The organism is Dickeya sp. NCPPB 3274 (assembly GCF_000406205.1).
Lineage (GTDB): Bacteria > Pseudomonadota > Gammaproteobacteria > Enterobacterales > Enterobacteriaceae > Dickeya > Dickeya fangzhongdai.
Genome location: NZ_CM001979.1, coordinates 2,997,966 through 3,017,063 on the forward strand (window position 1 = coordinate 2,997,966; position 19,098 = coordinate 3,017,063).

General features: G+C 57.2%; 15 protein-coding genes and 1 pseudogene. 3 read left to right on the forward strand and 13 right to left on the reverse strand.

Features of this window, described 5'->3' with window-relative positions:
- Positions 1-64: 64 nt before the first annotated feature.
- The 8 genes from ldtD to btuC form a co-directional block, all read right to left on the reverse strand.
- Positions 65-1,753 carry a L,D-transpeptidase gene (gene ldtD, locus DXX3274_RS13385; protein ID WP_042860178.1) on the reverse strand — a complete coding sequence of 563 codons (1,689 nt, stop codon included), beginning with the start codon at positions 1,751-1,753 and terminating at the stop codon, positions 65-67.
- Between the two features lie 309 nt (positions 1,754-2,062).
- Positions 2,063-3,514, reverse strand: a complete 1,452-nt coding sequence (locus DXX3274_RS13390; RefSeq protein WP_042860180.1) for a protein adenylyltransferase SelO — start codon at positions 3,512-3,514, stop codon at positions 2,063-2,065.
- A gap of 175 nt (positions 3,515-3,689) precedes the next feature.
- Complete coding sequence (locus DXX3274_RS13395) at positions 3,690-4,424, reverse strand: EAL domain-containing protein (RefSeq protein ID WP_042860181.1); 735 nt, start codon at positions 4,422-4,424, stop codon at positions 3,690-3,692.
- A 349-nt stretch (positions 4,425-4,773) separates the two neighbouring features.
- Positions 4,774-5,790, reverse strand: coding sequence for a lipoate--protein ligase A (locus tag DXX3274_RS13400; protein ID WP_042860183.1), 1,017 nt, complete (start codon positions 5,788-5,790; stop codon positions 4,774-4,776).
- Positions 5,791-5,836: 46 nt separating this feature from the next.
- Entirely contained in the window at positions 5,837-6,301 is a 465-nt protein-coding gene (locus DXX3274_RS13405) for an NlpC/P60 family protein (protein WP_038668077.1), read from the reverse strand.
- Positions 6,302-6,536: 235 nt separating this feature from the next.
- Positions 6,537-7,307 (reverse strand): vitamin B12 ABC transporter ATP-binding protein BtuD, encoded by a 771-nt coding sequence (btuD, locus tag DXX3274_RS13410; RefSeq protein ID WP_042860184.1) that lies wholly within the window; start codon positions 7,305-7,307, stop codon positions 6,537-6,539.
- A gap of 2 nt (positions 7,308-7,309) precedes the next feature.
- Positions 7,310-7,861 (reverse strand): glutathione peroxidase, encoded by a 552-nt coding sequence (locus DXX3274_RS13415; protein ID WP_042860185.1) that lies wholly within the window; start codon positions 7,859-7,861, stop codon positions 7,310-7,312.
- Between the two features lie 58 nt (positions 7,862-7,919).
- Entirely contained in the window at positions 7,920-8,921 is a 1,002-nt protein-coding gene (gene btuC / locus DXX3274_RS13420; RefSeq protein ID WP_042860186.1) for a vitamin B12 ABC transporter permease BtuC, read from the reverse strand.
- A 347-nt stretch (positions 8,922-9,268) separates the two neighbouring features.
- On the opposite strand from btuC, the gene DXX3274_RS13425 reads away from it, so the two are divergent.
- On the forward strand, positions 9,269-9,523 hold the full coding sequence (locus DXX3274_RS13425; RefSeq protein WP_038668072.1) for a hypothetical protein: 255 nt from the start codon (positions 9,269-9,271) through the stop codon (positions 9,521-9,523).
- Here DXX3274_RS13425 and cobB read toward each other — a convergent pair.
- The 5 genes and pseudogenes from cobB to lolC all read right to left on the reverse strand — a co-directional run bounded on the left by cobB (position 9,515) and on the right by lolC (position 13,677).
- Positions 9,515-10,339 (reverse strand): Sir2 family NAD+-dependent deacetylase, encoded by an 825-nt coding sequence (gene cobB / locus DXX3274_RS13430; protein ID WP_042860187.1) that lies wholly within the window; start codon positions 10,337-10,339, stop codon positions 9,515-9,517. The genes DXX3274_RS13425 and cobB overlap by 9 nt on opposite strands.
- A gap of 83 nt (positions 10,340-10,422) precedes the next feature.
- A pseudogene (locus DXX3274_RS23790) lies at positions 10,423-10,527 on the reverse strand (N-acetylglucosamine kinase); the annotation flags it as partial.
- 3 nt (positions 10,528-10,530) lie between these two features.
- Positions 10,531-11,778, reverse strand: coding sequence for a lipoprotein-releasing ABC transporter permease subunit LolE (gene lolE / locus DXX3274_RS13435; protein ID WP_042860189.1), 1,248 nt, complete (start codon positions 11,776-11,778; stop codon positions 10,531-10,533).
- The gene (gene lolD / locus DXX3274_RS13440; RefSeq protein WP_042860191.1) at positions 11,775-12,482 is read right to left on the reverse strand and encodes a lipoprotein-releasing ABC transporter ATP-binding protein LolD; all 708 of its coding nucleotides are present in this window, start codon (positions 12,480-12,482) and stop codon (positions 11,775-11,777) included. The genes lolE and lolD overlap by 4 nt, the downstream gene beginning before the upstream one ends.
- Positions 12,475-13,677, reverse strand: coding sequence for a lipoprotein-releasing ABC transporter permease subunit LolC (lolC, locus tag DXX3274_RS13445; protein WP_042860192.1), 1,203 nt, complete (start codon positions 13,675-13,677; stop codon positions 12,475-12,477). The genes lolD and lolC overlap by 8 nt, the downstream gene beginning before the upstream one ends.
- A 128-nt stretch (positions 13,678-13,805) precedes the next feature.
- On the opposite strand from lolC, the gene mfd reads away from it, so the two are divergent.
- Positions 13,806-17,258, forward strand: a complete 3,453-nt coding sequence (mfd, locus tag DXX3274_RS13450; RefSeq protein WP_193747033.1) for a transcription-repair coupling factor — start codon at positions 13,806-13,808, stop codon at positions 17,256-17,258.
- Positions 17,259-17,355: 97 nt separating this feature from the next.
- On the forward strand, positions 17,356-18,861 hold the full coding sequence (locus tag DXX3274_RS13455; protein ID WP_042860193.1) for an EAL domain-containing protein: 1,506 nt from the start codon (positions 17,356-17,358) through the stop codon (positions 18,859-18,861).
- Positions 18,862-19,098: the final 237 nt, after the last annotated feature.

The window sequence follows — 19,098 nt, forward strand, 5'->3', positions numbered from 1 at the left end:
CCCACCGCTTTTCGCCTGACAACGCCCGTCGACGCAACCCGAGAATTGCCCGCATTACGGATACTTACTGTAATAATAATCCAACCTTAGACAAAGCCAGCGCGCCGGTTTTCACCGTATCATCATAATTGTAAATATCTGTGCGGAACTGCGGCTTGCCATCGTCAGCCACCCAGGCGGTCAGGTAGTAAAAATTCACCGGTACTCTTTGGCGCACCGCCACATAAGTGGTGTTGCCCTGCTCAAGGGTTGACGAAATACGGGCATTGTTCCAGCCGGCATCCTGCAATAACAATGCCGCCAGCTCCGACGCCTTGTTGACACGCACACATCCCGAACTTAACGCCCGGATATCTCGCTGAAACAAATTGTGGTTAGGCGTGTCATGCAGGTAGATGGCGTCCGTATTCGGCATATTGAACTTGTAACGCCCCAGCGAATTGCTGTCCCCCGGCGCCTGACGCAGGCGGTACGGGAAGTTGCTGGCCGATACCATCGGCCAATCGATCATCGAAGGATCGATCGGCTGAGCGCTTTCGGTCCAGTCTGACAATACGGTGTAACCGTGGCGCTGCAGATAACTCGGGTCCTGAATCACCTTAGGAATGATGTCCTGACGGGTAAGCGTAGTGGGCACGTTCCACGGCGGATTCATCACCACATTGCTCAGCGAGCTGCTCATCAGCGGCGTCTTGCGTTTAGGCTGACCGACAATCACCTTTGACGACAAAATCTCCGCGCCATTCTGATAGTAACTGAGCGAGTAGTTGGGAATGTTGACCACGATGCCGCTGCTGACCTTGTCCGGCACCAGCCGCAGGCGCTGGATATTCAACGCCAGCAACGTAGCACGCATCTGCGAAGAGACATTGAGCCAGTCGCGGGTCCGTTTGCCGATCACGCCGTCATCCTGCAGCCCTTGCGAGTGCTGGAAGCGTTTCACCGCGTCCACAACATCCCCTTCATAACGCAGCGGCGATGTATTACCTGACGACGCCTCATTAAACAACGGCATCGCGCTACCATCCTGATTCAACATGCCGGTTCGCAGCAGAATCTCTTTTAATACCGGTAATGCGTTGCTTTCATCGCCGGGGCGCAATGAGTCCGCCAGGATGAGTTTCGGCCAGGGACGGTTGTCCGTCAGCATGTTTTTCAACGCGTCGTGCATTTTTGCATACTGGGAATGACGAGGCGCCAGCGACGCAATAAACGTCAGCCCGTTGCCCGATGCGACCGCCCGCTGCCACTGTTCAATCATCTCCGCCGATGGCATGGCCAGCTTATAGGGAACGCTGCTGTACAACCAACTGTTGCCGTTTTTCTCCACCCCGGCAACAAACTGCATGTACCCGAGCATGGCGTCCGACAGCACCACATCGCGGGCAAAACCGTTTAATTTCGGGTCGGTCAACCAGGTGACCCAGGTGGTGAATTGCGGTTGAATACCGGAAAGCGCGACTTCCGCCAGCTGCTGCTGAAACGCCTTGACGACGTGGCTGTCGTTCCACATCGGTTGCATGCGTTGGCGCGTATAAAGCGCGGTCAATTCGCCAAGATAATGAGGTGAAATACCGGCAGGCAAACCAGCGGTAACAGAGGTATGACTTTTTGACGCGGCCGATGACACCACACTGCCCGGTACAGTCGGCGAAGCCGCCTGAGCGGAAAACGAAGTCAACAGACTACCCAGCCAAATCGAGCCGGCCACCCCCAGAAGCAGTCTTTGTGTATTTCGTTTGACTAACAACATCCATTTATCCCCTGTACATAAAATGACACTGCTTTTATCACACTGCGTTTTTCGCAACCGGCCTGTTTCTGTTAGCCAATTATTTTTCGCAACCGATATATCCGTTGCAACAAACCGCCGTGGCGCATCGGAATAGTTCGCCCTGACGGGCAAACCCGCGTCACGAATAATGGCGGGGTACTCCCTAGTTTATACTGATTTTACGGCGTGGCATGGGAAATAATAAGCCAGTTACTCCCCTAATTCTGACCATCATACAGTCAGTTATCTTATCTTTCCCACCGGCTTCGCTTGCCGGGACCACGTATTTTAGCTGGAGCAGGAAATCTCCAGATGTTTGCCCCATGTCGGCGGCAACGCGGCCAGATCGGCCATATCCGGCTGATCCGCATACGGTTGACGCAACGCCTGATGCAAACGCCCGAGTAAGCCGATATCCTCCCGCTCCGCCTGTTCTATCGCCTGCTGAGCCAGATAATTACGTAACACATAACGCGGATTAGCCTGCTTCATCCGACGCTGGCGCTCAGCGTCGTCCACGCTTTCCAGCGATAGCCGCTGACGGTACGCGCGGAACCAATCGTCAAATGCCGGGCGATCGATAAACACGTCCTGTAACGGTGAGTGGCTGCTGTGCCGTTCTGTTTCCGACAATAGTCGAAAAATGTGGCTATAGTCCGCCTGCTCGCGCTGCATCAGCTTCAACAACCCCACCAGCAATTCGTTATCCTGCGCCTGCGGCGTATCAAAACCGAGTTTGGCGCGCATCAGTTCGCCGAAACGCTGCATCAACGCGGGTTCATAGCGATCCAACGCCCGTTGCAGGATATCGCTGGACATCAACCCCGATAGCGACTGCGCCAGGCGGTGCAGGTTCCACAACGCCACCGCCGGCTGATTATCGAATGCGTAACGCCCCTGATGGTCCGAATGGTTACAGATGTAGCCGGGCTGATAATCGTCCATAAACCCGTACGGGCCGTAGTCGATGGTGAGGCCAAGAATGGACATATTGTCGGTATTCATCACACCGTGGGCAAAGCCAACGGCCTGCCAGTGAGCAATCAATCGCGCAGTGCGTTCCACCACATCGCTGAACCACAGGTAATAGCGATCGGTTTCCTGCTGCCACTGCGACCAATGGCATGCGATGACATACTCCGCCAGCTGACGCACTTTCTCCGGCTCGCGGCGGTAATAGAAATGTTCGAAGTGACCGAAACGGACATGGCTATCCGCCACCCGCAATAGCATCGCCCCCCGCTCTTCCTGCTCACGCCGTACCGGATGGTCGCTGCTGACGATAGTCAGTGCACGCGTGGTGGGAATGCCGAGATGGTGTAGCGCTTCCGACGCCAGAAATTCGCGCACCACCGAGCGCAATACCGCCCGGCCGTCTCCCATGCGTGAATAGGGGGTCAGTCCAGCGCCTTTAAGGTGCCAGTCTTGTGTACGGCCATCCGCCAGTTGCTGTTGCCCGAGCAGGATGCCGCGTCCATCACCCAACTGCCCGGCCCAGACCCCGAACTGATGACCGCTGTATACCTGAGCCAGCGGCGCCATGCCCGGCAGCAGCCGTTCTCCGGTCCAGATTCGGCTATTGTCGCCGTCAAACCAGGCGTCCGATAACCCCAGTTCCTGAGCAAGCGTGGCGTTATGATACAGCAAACGCGCCCCCTGCAATGGCGTGGGCGTCAGCTCGGTGTAAAACCCCGGCAGTTGCTGGTGATAATGGTTATTAAACAGAAGGTGATGCGACATAATTCCCCCTTTTCCGTCAGTGTAGAACCGCGGCTGGAGAATTAACACGGAGTAAATACAGGGATATTAGCCGTATGGAAACATTAATGGTGTAAATAAGAATGGTGCAAATAAGATAGACAGCGGATGGCGTACAAACAGCGGGCGTCAGCCGCAGCCAAGCGCCCACATTTGTTCAACCGTAGCAGGCGACCGGCATCAGCGCATTATCCAGCGCTTCCGGCGGCAAGCTCGGCCATAATTGTCCCTGAACAGCGTTGACGTCAAGCTCACATACCTTTTCAAAACTGGCTATATTATCAATCCCTTTCGCCACAACTTTCAGCGAGGGGCAATGTTTTTTCATCACCTGTAACATCGGATTAATAATAGAAACAGACGCGGGTCGGGTTAATAATTTATTGATAAACGCGGCGTCCATTTTCACACTGGCAACCATACCGTCATAAAATGGCTTTAGATTCATTTTCCCGGAGCCGAAATTATCCAGCCATAAATGGAAAGACTGGCTTAATTTAGTCAACTGGGAATTATCCCGCCCACGGGATATATCGGGAAAACTCTCATTAATTTCAAGCTGCAAAAAAGGCAGCGCGCGAAACTCCCGCCCCAGCGACTCGTCGTTAACCAGAAACTCCGTCAATGTATGATCGATCTTCAGCAGCACAGTCACCCGGTTATTGATAAACCAGGCTGATTTATCCTTCAGGATTGCCAGTTGCTCTCTCAGCAACGTTCGCTTCTGTCGGTGGTTCAGCATGCCCAGTAAGATTTCCTGTGGCATGGACAGACTTCCTGCCGTGCTCTGGAAACGTCCGATCATCTCAAGCGCCAGCAACCGTGAATCCAGATGATAAATCGGAGAGAAAAGATACTGACTGACATAGTCAACTTCAAGCTGGATACGCATAGTGTTATAGCCAGATTAAAAAGGTTGAACCCGCCGTAACGGGCAGCCAGACAATACATGCCTGACCTGATCCTATTCGCTGCTACCACTCCAGAAACATTAAAGATTATTAACAATAATACTCAAACGGGGCGCGTAATATTATGTTGATTCAGAAGCTATAATTCCGATTCAACAATCGCGCCCCTAAATACCCGTAAGAAGATATGATAAATAATCCCAATCCTTTTCTTCACGCGAATACCCATTTGGTTACTACCGGAACCGACACTAATCTATAATTCGGCGGTATCGAAAAACAATCCGTTTTTCATTTTTCAGACAAAGCCCTAATACCCATTGCAAATTATTAACGAATGCTTTCCGATAACCAGACAATTAATGCGTTTATTTCGTTATGCTGTTGAGGAAAATCCGCCACCAGCCGCTCGCCAACAACCATCAGCGCATCCGGACGGTATGACACCCCTTCCAGCCGCTCCGCCAGCGCTTCCAGCGGTGTAGGATTAAGGCTATCGGTAAAAAGCTGACAGCGGCTGATTACGCCACGCTCCACGTCGAAATGCAGTTCTACGCCACCCCAGTCAAAGCGGGTATCCAGCATATGGGTAAATTCCGGCGCCTGACCAAAATTCCACGCCCAACTGCTCTGGCGCGCGAACAATTCAGCGAACCCCGGCAGATCCGGTACAACGTCAGGTGAGATAATCTCCGGTTGGCACCGGGTTTGATAATGCTCGAAAAATGCCTGCGTAACGGCATCGCAAACCGTCTCATGGCTAATCTCCGGCAGCAACTCCGCCAGATTGGCCACCCGCGAACGTACCGATGCAATGCCTTTGGCTTGCAGTTTCTTAACATCCGGATTGAGGTAATCGGCCAGACGGGAAAGGTTGGCCGCCAGCAATAACGTCCCATGATGAAAGCCGCGATCGGCGCTTTCCCGATAGGCGGAACCGGAAATCTTTCTTACGCCATCCGCGGTCTCAACCACCAGATCGTTGCGCCCCGATGCCTGCGCCGTCACCCCGCACGTTGCCAGCGCCCGCAGGATGATGCCGGTGGAAACGCTCTTGTCATAGCCGGGTTTGCCCGCCATGAAGGTAAAACAGGTATTGCCGAGATCGTGGAATACCGCCCCGCCGCCACTACTGCGTCGCGCCAGTTTGATGCCATCCTGCTCCATGCGCCGGGTATTACATTCTTTCCACGGGTTCTGCGCCCGGCCGATCACCACGGTTTCAGCATTGCGCCATAAAAACAGCACCCGCTGCGTGGTCGGCATCTGGCGAAAAATGCACTCCTCCACCGCCAGATTGAACCAGGGGTCGACAGAATCGGAAATCAGCAAACGCAGTGCAGGCATGGCGAAACTCCGAATAGCAGCTGACCGCCGCCGGGCGGTCGGAAAATCAGATGCGGCGAGCCTGCCAGTAGGCCCGTTTCCAGTAAACGTTGTTCAGCGACGACCGCATAACACCGCGGCTGGTGGAGGCATGAATAAACTGATCATTATTGTCGTAGATGCCGACGTGCAGCCCATTCTCGCCGCTGCCGGTACGGAAAAAGACCAGGTCGCCCGGCAGTAATGCGTCACGGTCGACGCGAGTGCCGACTTCAGTCTGTTCCTCCGTCGAGCGCGGCAGCGTCAAGCCGAACCGGTCACGAAACGTCAGATAGACAAAACCGGAACAATCGATGCCGTTCTGATCCAGCCCGCCATAGCGATATGGCGTGCCACGCCACTTTGCCAGTTGGGCGTGCAACTGCGCCCGCACCTCACCGGCATCGCCCAGGCGAGTACTCTGCGGAACATGGCTGCTGCATCCAGCCAGAAACAGCGCCATCAGTATTAGCCAAAATCTCCAGAACTTCATGCATCGTGCTCGCTGTTGACGGGGAATAATTGTTGACGAAGAACAATTGTTAACGAAGAACAACCCCACAAAAATCGAATTACGTCATATTATCATTTGCGCCCGAACATTAATCGGCCGAAAACAGAGAATTTTTCTGTTGTGACAGCGCGTTACGAAGAATATTTTGCCTGGCGTCACCCGCGAACCGGCCGGAAGCCACATCGGCCCGGCACCGGTTTTTTCTCCGATACCGTCATTCCTGCTGCGCCAGCATCCAGTGGCGGCCGTCCAGCGCATAACGTGTAAACGCCACCCCGAATACCGGGGACAGCGCTTCCGGCTGCATCACATCAGCGACCGCCCCTTGCGCCATCAACTCGCCACGCGACATCAGCCATACCCGGTCGGCGTGATGCAGGGTATGGTTCAGGTCGTGGCCCGAGGCGATGACCGCAATCCCGGCGCGGCACAGCTCCGCCAGCAATGAATCCAGCGCCACACGCTGGGCTATATCCAGACTGGCGGCAGGTTCATCCAGCAACAACAACCGGGCCAAAGGATTGAGCGTCGGCCAGACTTGCAGCAGCACCGCCGCCAATCTGACCCGCTGCCATTCGCCGCCGGAAAGCCGGGTCAGCGGGCGACGCAATTTATCCGTCAGCGACAATCGCTCGGCCAACTGTTGCACCACGTTATCCACGCTTTCAGCATCGCAGCGCGGCGGCTGGTGCAACTGCAGGTACTGAAACACCGGCATCAGCGCCAGTGCGCTATGGTGTTGCGGCAGGTAGGCGCGTACCCTCGCCAGGTCGCGCGCCGACCAGTCGGCGATCGCCTGCCCCAACAACAGCGTCTCGCCGTCCCCCGGCTGTAATCCGGCCATTAACGCCAGCAGTGTGCTCTTACCCGCGCCATTGGGACCAATAATGTGCGCCAGTTCGCCCGGGCGGCAACGCACCGTCACCGATGACAAACGCCCGGCGACGCTGACGTTGTGCAGGTACAGCAGCGGTTGGACAGACACGGTTACTGCGCCAGCGCCTGCTCAATAGCTTTGATAATCGCGCCGTCATCCGGCGTCATGTCCGGTGAGAAACGCGCTATCACCTCGCCACGGCGATTGATCAGAAATTTTTCGAAGTTCCACAGGATATCGCCCGGATGAGCCGGCGCCTGTCCTTTGCTGACGCGGCGCTCGTAAAATTCGCTCCCCTGCGGCCGCAGCGCCTCCGGTTGAGCCTGAATCAACGCCTGATACAACGGATGACGTCCGCTCCCGTTGACGTCAATTTTGCCAAACATCGGGAACTGTACGCCGAACGTCCCGCGACAAAACGCGTTTATCTCTTCATTGCTGCCTGGCTCCTGCCCGGCAAATTCGTTGGAGGGAAACCCCAGTACCGCAAACCCGCGGTCACGATAGGTTTCATACAGATTCTCCAGCGCTTCATATTGCTTGGTCAGCCCGCATTGCGAGGCGACGTTGACCACCAGCAGCACGTTGTTGCGCCAGTTTTCCAGCGATGCCTGACGGCCATCGATAGTTTGCAGGGGAATTGCGTATAGCGTATTGCTCATCGTCTGTTCCTTTTTCGTCACACCGGCTTGTGCGCCGGCCTGTTCATCATTGCGGGGATCACGCCTGATGGCGCAGCAGCAGCCAGATAAACCAGGGCGCGCCCAGCGTGGCGGTGACTACGCCAACCGGCAGCTCCGCAGTCGCCAGCAACGTGCGCGCCAGCGTATCCGCCAGCATCAGCACAACGGCGCCGGCCAGCCCACACCCGGTTAATAGATAGCGCTGATCGGTCAGCCCGCACAAGCGCAAAATATGCGGGATGACCAACCCGACAAAGCCGATCACCCCAGCCAGCGCCACGCTGATGCCCACCAGCGCGCCCATCGCCAACACCAGCACATTACGCCAGTAAAATACCGCGACCCCCAACTGCCGGGCGGCCAGTTCGCCCAGCGCCAGTTGATTGAGCACCCCGCCGCAACGCGCCAGCCAGACCAGCAGCGGCAGCATCGGTAACATCAATCCGCCGTAACGCCAGTCGACCCCGCTGAATCCCCCCATCATCCAGTACATCAGCTGGCGCAAATCGAGGCTGGTGCTGAAATAGACGACCCAGGTCATCAGCGCGTTGCAGATAATACTCAACGCGACCCCGATCAACAGCAGGCGCGCGTTGGACACCCCGGCGCGGGAAAAGCGCAGCAGCATCAGCGTCACCAGCAGCGCGCCCGCGATGGCGCACAGGCTGAGGCTCCAGACCGGCAGCATCCCCTGCCCGATCAGCACCGCCAGCACCAACGCCACGCCTGCGCCGCTGGATACGCCGAGCAACCCCGGTTCGGCCAGCGGATTATCGAACACCGCCTGCATCACCGCGCCGCCCATCGCCAACCCCGCCCCGACCAGCATCACCGCCAGCGTGCGCGGCAGTCTGAGTTGCCAGATAAACAACGATGAGTCCGAATCCAGCCAGTGCGTCGGTCCAATCCAGCGCTCGCCGGCGCACAAGCTTATCGCCACGCCGACCGCCAGCAACAGCCATAACCCCAACAGCCGCCGGCGATCTCGCTTGTGCTGTTGCTGTTTCAGTTGGGTATAACGCACCGGGGTTGACTGCATGGGGTCGCCTGCAATGAAAAATCGGACAATGGCAATCATGATGCGTATATCCGCTGTGATATCAAGCTGATGCCGTGAATTTTCGCCAGGGAATGGAAAGCGGCTCGCAAAGTATGCCGCAAGGGATCATGACCCATTCCCCCGCCGCATTGTATGAGATGTGATTATCTTATCCAGATTGATTGTTTTTTAATCGCCGCAATCTCGACTACCTTTATACCTATAGGTCATTATCAACACATCTATTATACCCGTCATACTTCACGTTCCAGGTGTGCTGGCTTTCCTGCAACGCGAATTATTTTGGGGATAGATCATCATCAACCAGTCATCCTGCGGGGTAAATTATGCTGACATCCCTTTGGCGCACGCTGTATCGCGGCCGGCGAAAAAACGAAAGCCGGCAGGCCGAGCCATCCGGCAACTGCGTCGAATGCGAATACAGCTTCTACAACCACGAAGCCAACCTGCCATTCGACCAGATTGAAGAGTGCCTGCGCGCCCGCCGTGATGCGCTGATGCAGGAACATCCGCCGCTGACCGACCCCATGCCCAGCGCCATACGCCCGCGCTGGGCGGGCAAGTCATCAGGCTCAGGTTGACGGGTGTCGCGCCAGCCAGGTGCGAACGAATTCCACCACCACTTTGCTGGCAGGGCCATAGATGTGTTCGTCGAACTGGCTCTGCACCTGGCTGGGCTCCAGGTTCAGCTCCACGGTATGCGCGCCGTGCACCTGCGCTTCATGCACAAAGCCGGCAGCCGGATAGACATTGCCCGAGGTACCGATGGCAACAAACAGGTCTGCTTGTGACAGCGCATGATAAATGCGTTCCATCTCCAGCGGCATTTCACCGAACCACACCACGTGCGGACGCAACGGCGCCGGAAACTGGCAGCAGTGACAACGCTCGTCCGCCGAAACGTCGCCCGTCCACTCAAAGACCTGTCCGCTCTGGCTGCAACGCACTTTCAACAGCTCGCCATGCATGTGGATGATGCGCTTGCTGCCGGCGCGCTCATGCAGATTGTCAATGTTCTGGGTTACCAGCAGAAAATGATCGCCAAGCGCCGCTTCCAGTTCCGCCAGCGCCAGATGCGCGGCGTTGGGCGCAATCTCCGGCTGTTGTAACTGGCGGCGACGCTGGTTGTAAAAATTCTGAACCGTTTGCGGATCGCGATGAAACCCTTCCGGGGTGGCGACATCCTCCACCCGATGCTCTTCCCACAGTCCATCCGAGGCACGAAACGTGCGAATACCGGATTCGGCAGAAATCCCTGCTCCGGTAAGGACAACAACACGTGGTGTATTCACGTTTTTGACCACCAGATAATCAAGATGAAAAATGCGGGCACACAAACGCTGATGACGGAGACGCTTTCGCTGCCGAAAACGGTGTAATCGCTGACGCGAGTGCATGTCTGCTCCTTAGATTGTCTTTAGAGCGCATCGATGAATACGCTCTGCGTCCGCCCTGACAGCGGGATTGTCAGTCGTGCCCGTCATAAGGACTGGCGCGGCGCCGGCTGACCCATCAAGTGTAGCAATGCTGCGCCGCGCACGCCGCCCGCATCGCTATAACGGGCTTTTTCAATACGCGGCGCGCGGGTTTACTGGCCGCTCAATATCCGGGCCGGGTCGATACGGCTGGCGCGGCGGGCCGGATACCAGCTGGCAATCAGGCTCAGCACCAGTGAAGTGGCCAGCACGATAATCACGTCCAGCATATGCAGTTCCGACGGCAGAAAATCGATGAAATAAATATCGCCGGACAGAAAACGGTGGCCGGTAAGCGCCTCAAGTCCGCGAATGATCGGGGTCAGTTGCAGCGTGACGACAATCCCCAGGACCGTACCCACCACGCTGCCGAGCAGTCCGGCCAGCAAACCGTACCAGACAAAAATGGCGCGGATCAGGCCGTCGCCCGCGCCCAACGTCCGTAATACGGCAATATCACCGCTTTTGTCTTTCACCGCCATCACCAGCGTGGAAACGATGTTGAAGCAGGCCACGCCGATGACCAGTACCATCGCCAGATACATGATGGTGCGGACCATTTGAATATCGCGATACATATAGCCGTACGTGCCGATCCAACTGCGAATATACACATAGACATTGATGGCCTCGCCGGCGTCACGCACCAGCTTTTGAGCGGCAAACACATCCTGCGCCTTGATGGCGATACCGGTGATGCCGTCGCCCAGTTCCAGATACTGCTGAGCATCGGCCAGCGGCACCAGCGCCAGGCTGTGATCCAGTTGACCGCTCAACTGCAAAATACCGGCCACCTGCAACCGAATGCGTTTCGGCTGCAGCAGTTTCATCTGCGGGTCGCTATTGGGAATCATCACGGTTACCCAGTCGCCGTTTTTCACGCCCAGCGCATCCGCCACGCCCTTGCCGATAATGACCTGCTGCGCGCCGGCATGAAAACGCGACCAGGCGTTGTCCTGCACGAACTGCGGCAAGGCGCTAAGTTTCAATTCCTGTTCGGGGTCCACGCCTTTGAACTGGATCGCCTTCAGGCTGGCGCCGTTTTCCAGCAAACCGGTGAAACTGACGTAAGGCGCCGCGGCAGCGACGCCGGGAACACGTTCAATCTTCGGCAACAGCGGTTGCCAGTCCCGGAACGGCTGGTTGACCGCTTCGATTTCGCCATGCGGCACCACGGCCAGAATACGGTTGTTTAACTCGCGCTCGAAGCCGTTCATCGCGCTCAGACCGACGATCAGCACCGCCACGCCGAGCGCAATGCCCAGGGTGGAAATCACCGAAATCAGCGACACCATGCCGCTGCGGCGGCGCCCACGGCTGAAACGCAATCCGACCAGCAGCGAAAGCGGAGGAAAAGTCATTGCGGCGTCCCCATCAGGGTCAACTCCTGCTGCAACTGACCGTCGCGCATTTCCAACTGACGGCCAAGGCGGCTGGCTAAACGCAGGTCATGCGTCACCACCAGAAAAGCGGTGCCCTGACGCACATTCAGCTCACCCAGCAGTTCGAAAATGGCGTCGGTAGTACGCTGGTCGAGGTTGCCGGTGGGTTCGTCAGCCAGCACCAGCGACGGGCTATTGACCAACGCGCGCGCAATCGCCACCCGCTGACGTTCGCCGCCGGACAGTTCTGAAGAGCGATGCTGGCTGCGTTGCGCCAGACCAACGGCGGCCAGCATGGCCTGCGCCTTCTCTTTCGCCTCTTTCGGCGCCACATTGCCTATCAACAGCGGCATCGCCACGTTTTCCAACGCGGTGAAATCCGGCAGCAGGTGATGGAACTGATAGATGAAACCCAGCTCGCGGTTGCGTATCGCCGCTTTGGCGGCGGCCGACAACTGGTTCAGCGTCTTGCCCTGAAATATCACGTCGCCGGACGTCGGCGCATCCAGCCCGCCCAGCAAATGCAACAATGTACTCTTGCCTGAGCCGGAACTGCCGACGATCGCCATCATTTCGCCAGTCTGCATGTCGAACGATACATCACGCAGCACATCGGTGGACAGGTTGCCTTCCTGATAGCGTTTACACAGCTGACGACACTGCAATAAAGGTGAATTACTCATAACGTAGAGCCTCTGCGGGATGGGTGGCGGCCGCGCGCCAGGAAGGATAAAGCGTGGAAAGCAGCGCCAGCAGCATCGCCACCAGCGCAATGGCGATCACCTGCGCCGGCTGGATCTGCACCGGCAGCGCGCCGCCGTCAATCAGCAGCCCGAGCATCGGCATCAGCGCATTAAGCTGACTGGCCAGCACCATACCCAGTATCGCCCCGACCAGCGCCCCCATCACACCGGCGCCGCCGCCCTGTACCATAAATACCGCCATAATCTGGCGTCGGGTCAGCCCCTGCGTCTGCAAAATAGCGACCTCGCCCTGTTTTTCCATCACCAGCAAGCCCAACGAGGTAATGATATTGAACGCGGCGACGGCCACAATCAGGCTTAGCAGCAGCCCCATCATGTTTTTCTCCATCCTCACCGCCTGGAACAGTTCGCCTTTGCGTTCGCGCCAGTCTTTCCACGCCGTCCCCGGCGGCAACGCCTGCTGACTAAGCGTGTCCACCGCCAGCGGCTGATTGAGCCACAACCGCCAGCCGGTAATGTTGCCGAGCGGGTAGCGCATCAGGCGCGAGGCGTCCTGCTGGTTGACCAGCAGTTGATAGCCATCCACTTCGCTGCGGGCGGAAAAGGTGCCGGCCACGGTAAACAACCGCTGGCTGGGCACGCGCCCCATCGGTGTCAGTTGGCTGGCGCTGGTGACCATCAGCCGCAACTGGTCGCCCGGCTTAACGCCAAGCTGGCTGGCCAGCCGCTCGCCGAGAATCACCTGATACTGCCCCGGCTGCAGTTGCTGCAAACGGGTATTGACCAGATAGTTCGCCAGCGGCTCCTGCTCGTCGGGGTTAACGCCGAGCATCACGCCCACCGCCACGCTGCGGGCGCTTTGCAGCACCACGTCGCCGGTGGTCAGAGGCGCGACACGGCGGATGCCTTTCAGGCTGGACAGCGAGGAAGGCGGCAGAGTCTGTGGGTTAAGGGAGCCTTGCGGCGTGGTGATGATGGCCTGAGGCATCAGCCCCAGAATGCTGTTTTCCAGTTCCCGCTCAAAGCCGTTCATCACCGACAGCACGGTGACCAGCGCCATCACGCCGAGGGTGATGCCAATAGCGGACAACCAGGAAACAAACCGCCCAAAGCGGTCCGCGGCCCGCCCTCGCATGTAGCGCAGGCCGATGAAAAGTGCGACAGGTTGATACATGAAATCCGTCTGGATGAGGTTGCTAAAGCAAAGTGAACAAGGATAATAAAGGGTAGTACCACTTTATGGAACCCTAACCCTCTCTCTTCCCGACTTTTTCTTAGTGGATATCGAGACCTGATAATCGGATGATGCCTGAACAATATCGCTATACCTTGCCTGGCAAAGCGGGTGAACAACGCCTGTTAGGCCAGCTTACCGGCGCAGCCTGCGCCGTCGAATGCGCAGAGATCGTTGAACGTCACGCCGGACTGGTGGTGCTGATTACCCCTGACATGCAGAATGCCCTGCGGTTGCGCGACGAAATTCGGCAGTTTACCGCTCAGCCGATCATGACGCTGCCGGATTGGGAAACCCTTCCGTACGACAGTTTCTCCCCCCACCAGGAAATTATCTCCGCCCGTTTATCCACGCTGTATCAGTTACCCTCGCTGACGCGCGGCGTGTTGATCCTGCCGGTCAATACCCTGATGCAGAAAGTGTGTCCGCACGCGTTCCTGCACGGCCATGCGCTGATGCTGAAAAAAGGCCAGCGCCTGTCGCGCGACAGGCTGCGCAATCAACTGGAACAGGCCGGCTATCGCAGCGTCGATCAGGTAATGGAGCATGGCGAGTTCGCCACCCGCGGCGCGCTGCTCGACCTGTTCCCGATGGGCAGCGAAGAGCCGTTCCGTATCGATTTCTTCGACGATGAAATCGACAGCCTGCGACTGTTTGACGCCGATACCCAGCGTACGCTGAATGAAGTCGAACACATTTATCTGTTGCCGGCCCGGGAGTTCCCTACCGACAAAACCGCCATCGAGCTGTTTCGCAGCCAGTGGCGCGAGCAATTTGAGGTCAGGCGCGACGCCGAACACGTCTACCAGCAGGTGAGCAAAGGCACCCTGCCCGCCGGGATCGAATACTGGCAGCCGCTGTTCTTCAGCCAGCCGCTGCCGGCGCTGTTCAGCTATCTGCCGGCCGGTACGCTACTGGTTAATACCGGCGACATCCAGCAAGGCGCCGAGCGTTTCTGGCAGGATATCCAGCAGCGCCATGACAGCCGCCGGGTCGACCCAATGCGCCCGCTGTTGCCGCCGGATGCGCTGTGGCTGCCGGTTGATATGCTGTTTGCCGAACTCAAGCAATGGCCGCGCGTACAACTGCGCAGCGACACGCTGCCGGATAAAGCCGCCAATATCAATCTGGGTTACCAGCCGTTGCCGGATCTGGCGGTCCAGCACCAGAACAAATCGCCGCTGGATGCGTTGCGCCGTTTTGTGGAGCAGTTCGGTGGGCAGATTGTCTTTTCCGTGGAAAGCGAGGGGCGCCGGGAAACGTTGCAGGAGTTGCTGTCCCGTATCAAGCTGTCCCCGGCGCCGGTGAAGAGCCTGGAGCAGACGGCGTCGCCGGGTTGCTACCTGATGATAGGCGCCAGCGAGCACGGCTTTATCGATACCCTGCGCCAGCGCACGCTGATCTGCGAAAGCGATCTGCTGGGCGAGCGCGTCAGCCGTCGTCGCCAGGACAACCGCCGCACCATCAACACCGATACCCTGATCCGCAATCTGGCGGAATTGCGCCCGGGCCAGCCGGTGGTGCACCTCGAACACGGCGTCGGCCGTTACGCCGGGCTAACCACGCTGGAAGCGGGCGGCATCAAGGCGGAATACCTGATTCTGCATTACGCCGGCGAAGACAAACTGTATGTGCCGGTGTCGTCTTTGCATCTTATCAGCCGCTATGCCGGCGGCGCCGAGGACAGCGCGCCGTTGCACAAGCTGGGCGGCGACGCCTGGACGCGGGCGCGGCAGAAAGCAGCGGAAAAAGTACGCGATGTGGCCGCCGAACTGCTGGATGTCTATGCCCAGCGCGCCGCTCACACCGGCTTCGCCTTCAAACACGACCGGGAGCAGTATCAGCTGTTCTGTCAGGGGTTCCCGTTTGATACCACGCCGGATCAGGCGCAAGCCATCAACGCCGTGCTGAGCGACATGTGCCGCCCGCTGGCGATGGACCGGCTGGTGTGCGGCGACGTCGGCTTCGGCAAAACCGAAGTCGCGATGCGCGCCGCGTTTCTGGCGGTGGAAAACCACAAGCAGGTGGCGGTGCTGGTGCCGACCACCCTGCTGGCTCAGCAGCACTTCGACAATTTCCGCGACCGTTTCGCCAACTGGCCGGTGCGCATTGAAATGCTGTCCCGCTTCCGTAGCCAGAAAGAACAAACCCAGGTGCTGGAGCAAACGCAGGAAGGCAAGGTGGATATTTTGATCGGCACCCACAAATTACTGCAAAGCGACGTGCGCTGGCGGGATTTGGGGTTGCTGATCGTCGATGAAGAGCACCGCTTCGGCGTGCGCCACAAAGAGCGGATCAAGGCGATGCGCGCCAACGTCGATATCCTGACGCTCACCGCGACGCCGATTCCGCGCACCCTGAACATGGCGATGAGCGGCATCCGCGATCTGTCGATCATCGCCACGCCGCCGGCGCGCCGTCTGGCGGTCAAAACCTTTGTGCGCGAGTACGACAGTCTGGTGGTGCGTGAGGCTATCCTGCGTGAAATTCTGCGCGGCGGGCAGGTGTACTACCTCTACAATGACGTAGAAAACATCGAGAAAGCCGCCCAGCGTCTGAACGAGCTGGTGCCGGAAGCCCGCATTGCCATCGGCCACGGCCAGATGCGCGAGCGCGACCTGGAGCGGGTGATGAACGATTTCCATCACCAGCGTTTCAATGTGCTGGTGTGCACCACCATCATTGAAACCGGTATCGATATTCCGAGCGCCAATACCATCATCATCGAACGCGCCGACCACTTCGGCCTGGCGCAGTTGCATCAGTTGCGCGGCCGCGTCGGGCGATCTCACCATCAGGCTTACGCCTACCTGCTTACGCCCAATCCCAAGGCGATGAGCAGCGACGCCCACAAGCGGCTGGAGGCCATCGCCTCGCTGGAAGATCTGGGCGCGGGTTTCGCCCTCGCCACCCACGATCTGGAAATCCGCGGCGCGGGCGAGCTGCTCGGCGAAGACCAGAGCGGCCAGATGGAAAGCGTCGGTTTCTCGCTGTACATGGATTTGCTGGAAAGCGCGGTGGAGTCGCTCAAAGCCGGACGAGAGCCATCGCTGGAAGACCTGATCAGCAGCCAGACCGATGTGGAACTGCGGTTACCGGCCCTGTTGCCGGACGACTTCATTCCGGACGTCAATACCCGCTTGTCGTTTTACAAGCGTATCGCCAGCGCTAAAAACGACGACGAACTGGATGACCTGAAGGCGGAGCTGATCGACCGTTTCGGCAAACTGCCGGATGCCGCTCGCCACCTGTTGCAAGTAGCCGGTTTGCGTCAGCAGGCGCAAATACTGGGCATCAAGCGTATCGAAGGCAACGACAAGGGCGGTTTTGTCGAGTTCAGCCAGCATAATCGCGTCGATCCCACCCATCTGATCGGCCTGCTGCAACGCGACCCAAAAGTTTATCGTCTGGATGGCCCCAGCCGGCTGAAATTTATCAAGGATTTGAGCGGATACCCGCAGCGGCTGGCGTTTATCACTACCCTGTTGGAGGAGATGGCGCAGCATACGTGTGCCGCCTGACTATTTTTCTGCTCAAAATTGTGATGGCCCGACTAAAATCAAAAGAATAACCGCCGATATAGAAAAACTATAAGGTCAGTTAAAGGGCCATACACAAATGAATAAACTAATCGCTTTCTTGACCTTTTTAGCGATGTTCGCCTTGGGCTTATGTGCTATTTACTACCAGGACTATCGTGCTGAGCGTAAGAGCGCTTACGCCAATGCGGAAAGAGCCGTTAAAAATATCGAGGAAATTCTCAACGAAGCCAAAGATGCGGTGGAAGACAGTAAACCGCTATTGGCTCAATCCTGCACGCCTGACGTCATCCGGCGGTTGAATATGACGGCGGCGATCGCCAGCCATCTGCGCACCGTCAGCCTGATCAAAAATGATGTGGTGTACTGCTCGTCGCTGTATGGCGTGGATAATCGCCCGGCGTCGCTGGGACGCTTTCATATGCGGGAACTGGCGTTGTTGCCCGGCAATTCCGTCACGCCGGATAGAACGTTGATTATGTATCTCGGCACCACGGCGGACGGCAGCATTGGCGTGGCGATACATGGTCAGCATTTGACCAACGTGCTGGATCTGCTCAGCAAGCGACGGGAGCTTTATCTGCTGGTCGGCAATACCTGGATATCCCGTTACAATAAGGTATCGGCGTTTAATCCCGAAGATCTGCGCAATTTCATCGTTATTTCTTCCAGCCAATATCATTTTTTCATTCTCTTTCCTCGCGACGATAAATACCCGCTGGCCGACTTTTGGAATCAGGAAAAAATGACGTTGCTGGTGGTCTTCCTGATTGCCCTCAGTTCCGGCTTTCTGGCCTATAAGTATTCGACGCGTTTCAACTCGCCTTATGACGGCATTCGGCGCGCTATCGAAAATCAGGAAGTGGTACCCTACTACCAACCGGTTATCGCCACCGAGTCACGGGAAATTTACGGCGTGGAAGTGCTGGCGCGCTGGCATCACCCGAAGAGCGGTTTTATTTCCCCCGATATTTTTATTCCGCTGTGTGAACAGAGCGGACTGATTATCCCGCTGACCCGCTCGTTAATGAGCAGCGTGGTGCGCGATTTGACATCGCGTCTGGACACCCTGCCGGACCATTTGCATATCGGCATCAATATCAGCGCCCAACACTGCCAGTCCGACGATTTTATTACCGACTGCCAGAACTTCATCGCCGCGTTTAGCGAGAAAAAAGTGCATTTGATGATTGAAATTACCGAACGGGAAAAAATCGAAATGACGCCGGAAACCATCGCCTTCTTCAAACGACTAAGCGACGCCGGCGTGCTGATTGCGCTGGATGATTTCGGCACCGGCTATTCCAATTTTGACTATCTCAGAAAACTGCATGTGAACGTCATCAAAATCGACCAGTCGTTTGTCAGCATGATCGACGAGAACGATCCGCAATCCAGTACGCTGGTGAACTGCGTTATCGACCTGGCGCAACAGATGAACCTGCAGACCGTCGCCGAAGGGGTGGAAACCGAATATCAGGCCGCGTTTTTGTCCCGCAAACAGATCAATTTCATGCAGGGGTATTTCTTCTCCCGGCCGCTGCCGTTTGACGAACTGGCGCAAACCTGGCTCAGCAAAAAGTAAGCCCGCAACGGCTGATGACTGACTCACACAGTGAGGCATGCGTACCGCCCTGGAACCGTGCCTTACTGTCAGTATCGTGGCTCGTGGCGCACAACAGCCGTTGTTCTCTGTAAGAATCTATCCTTTTAGGCGTAATTAGCACTACGGGCGATCTGGGCAGAGCAGTTAACGCGCGAGAAGTTTAAATACGGCCAGATGTAAAATTGCAAGTGAAATAGCCTAATTATACCCGCCATA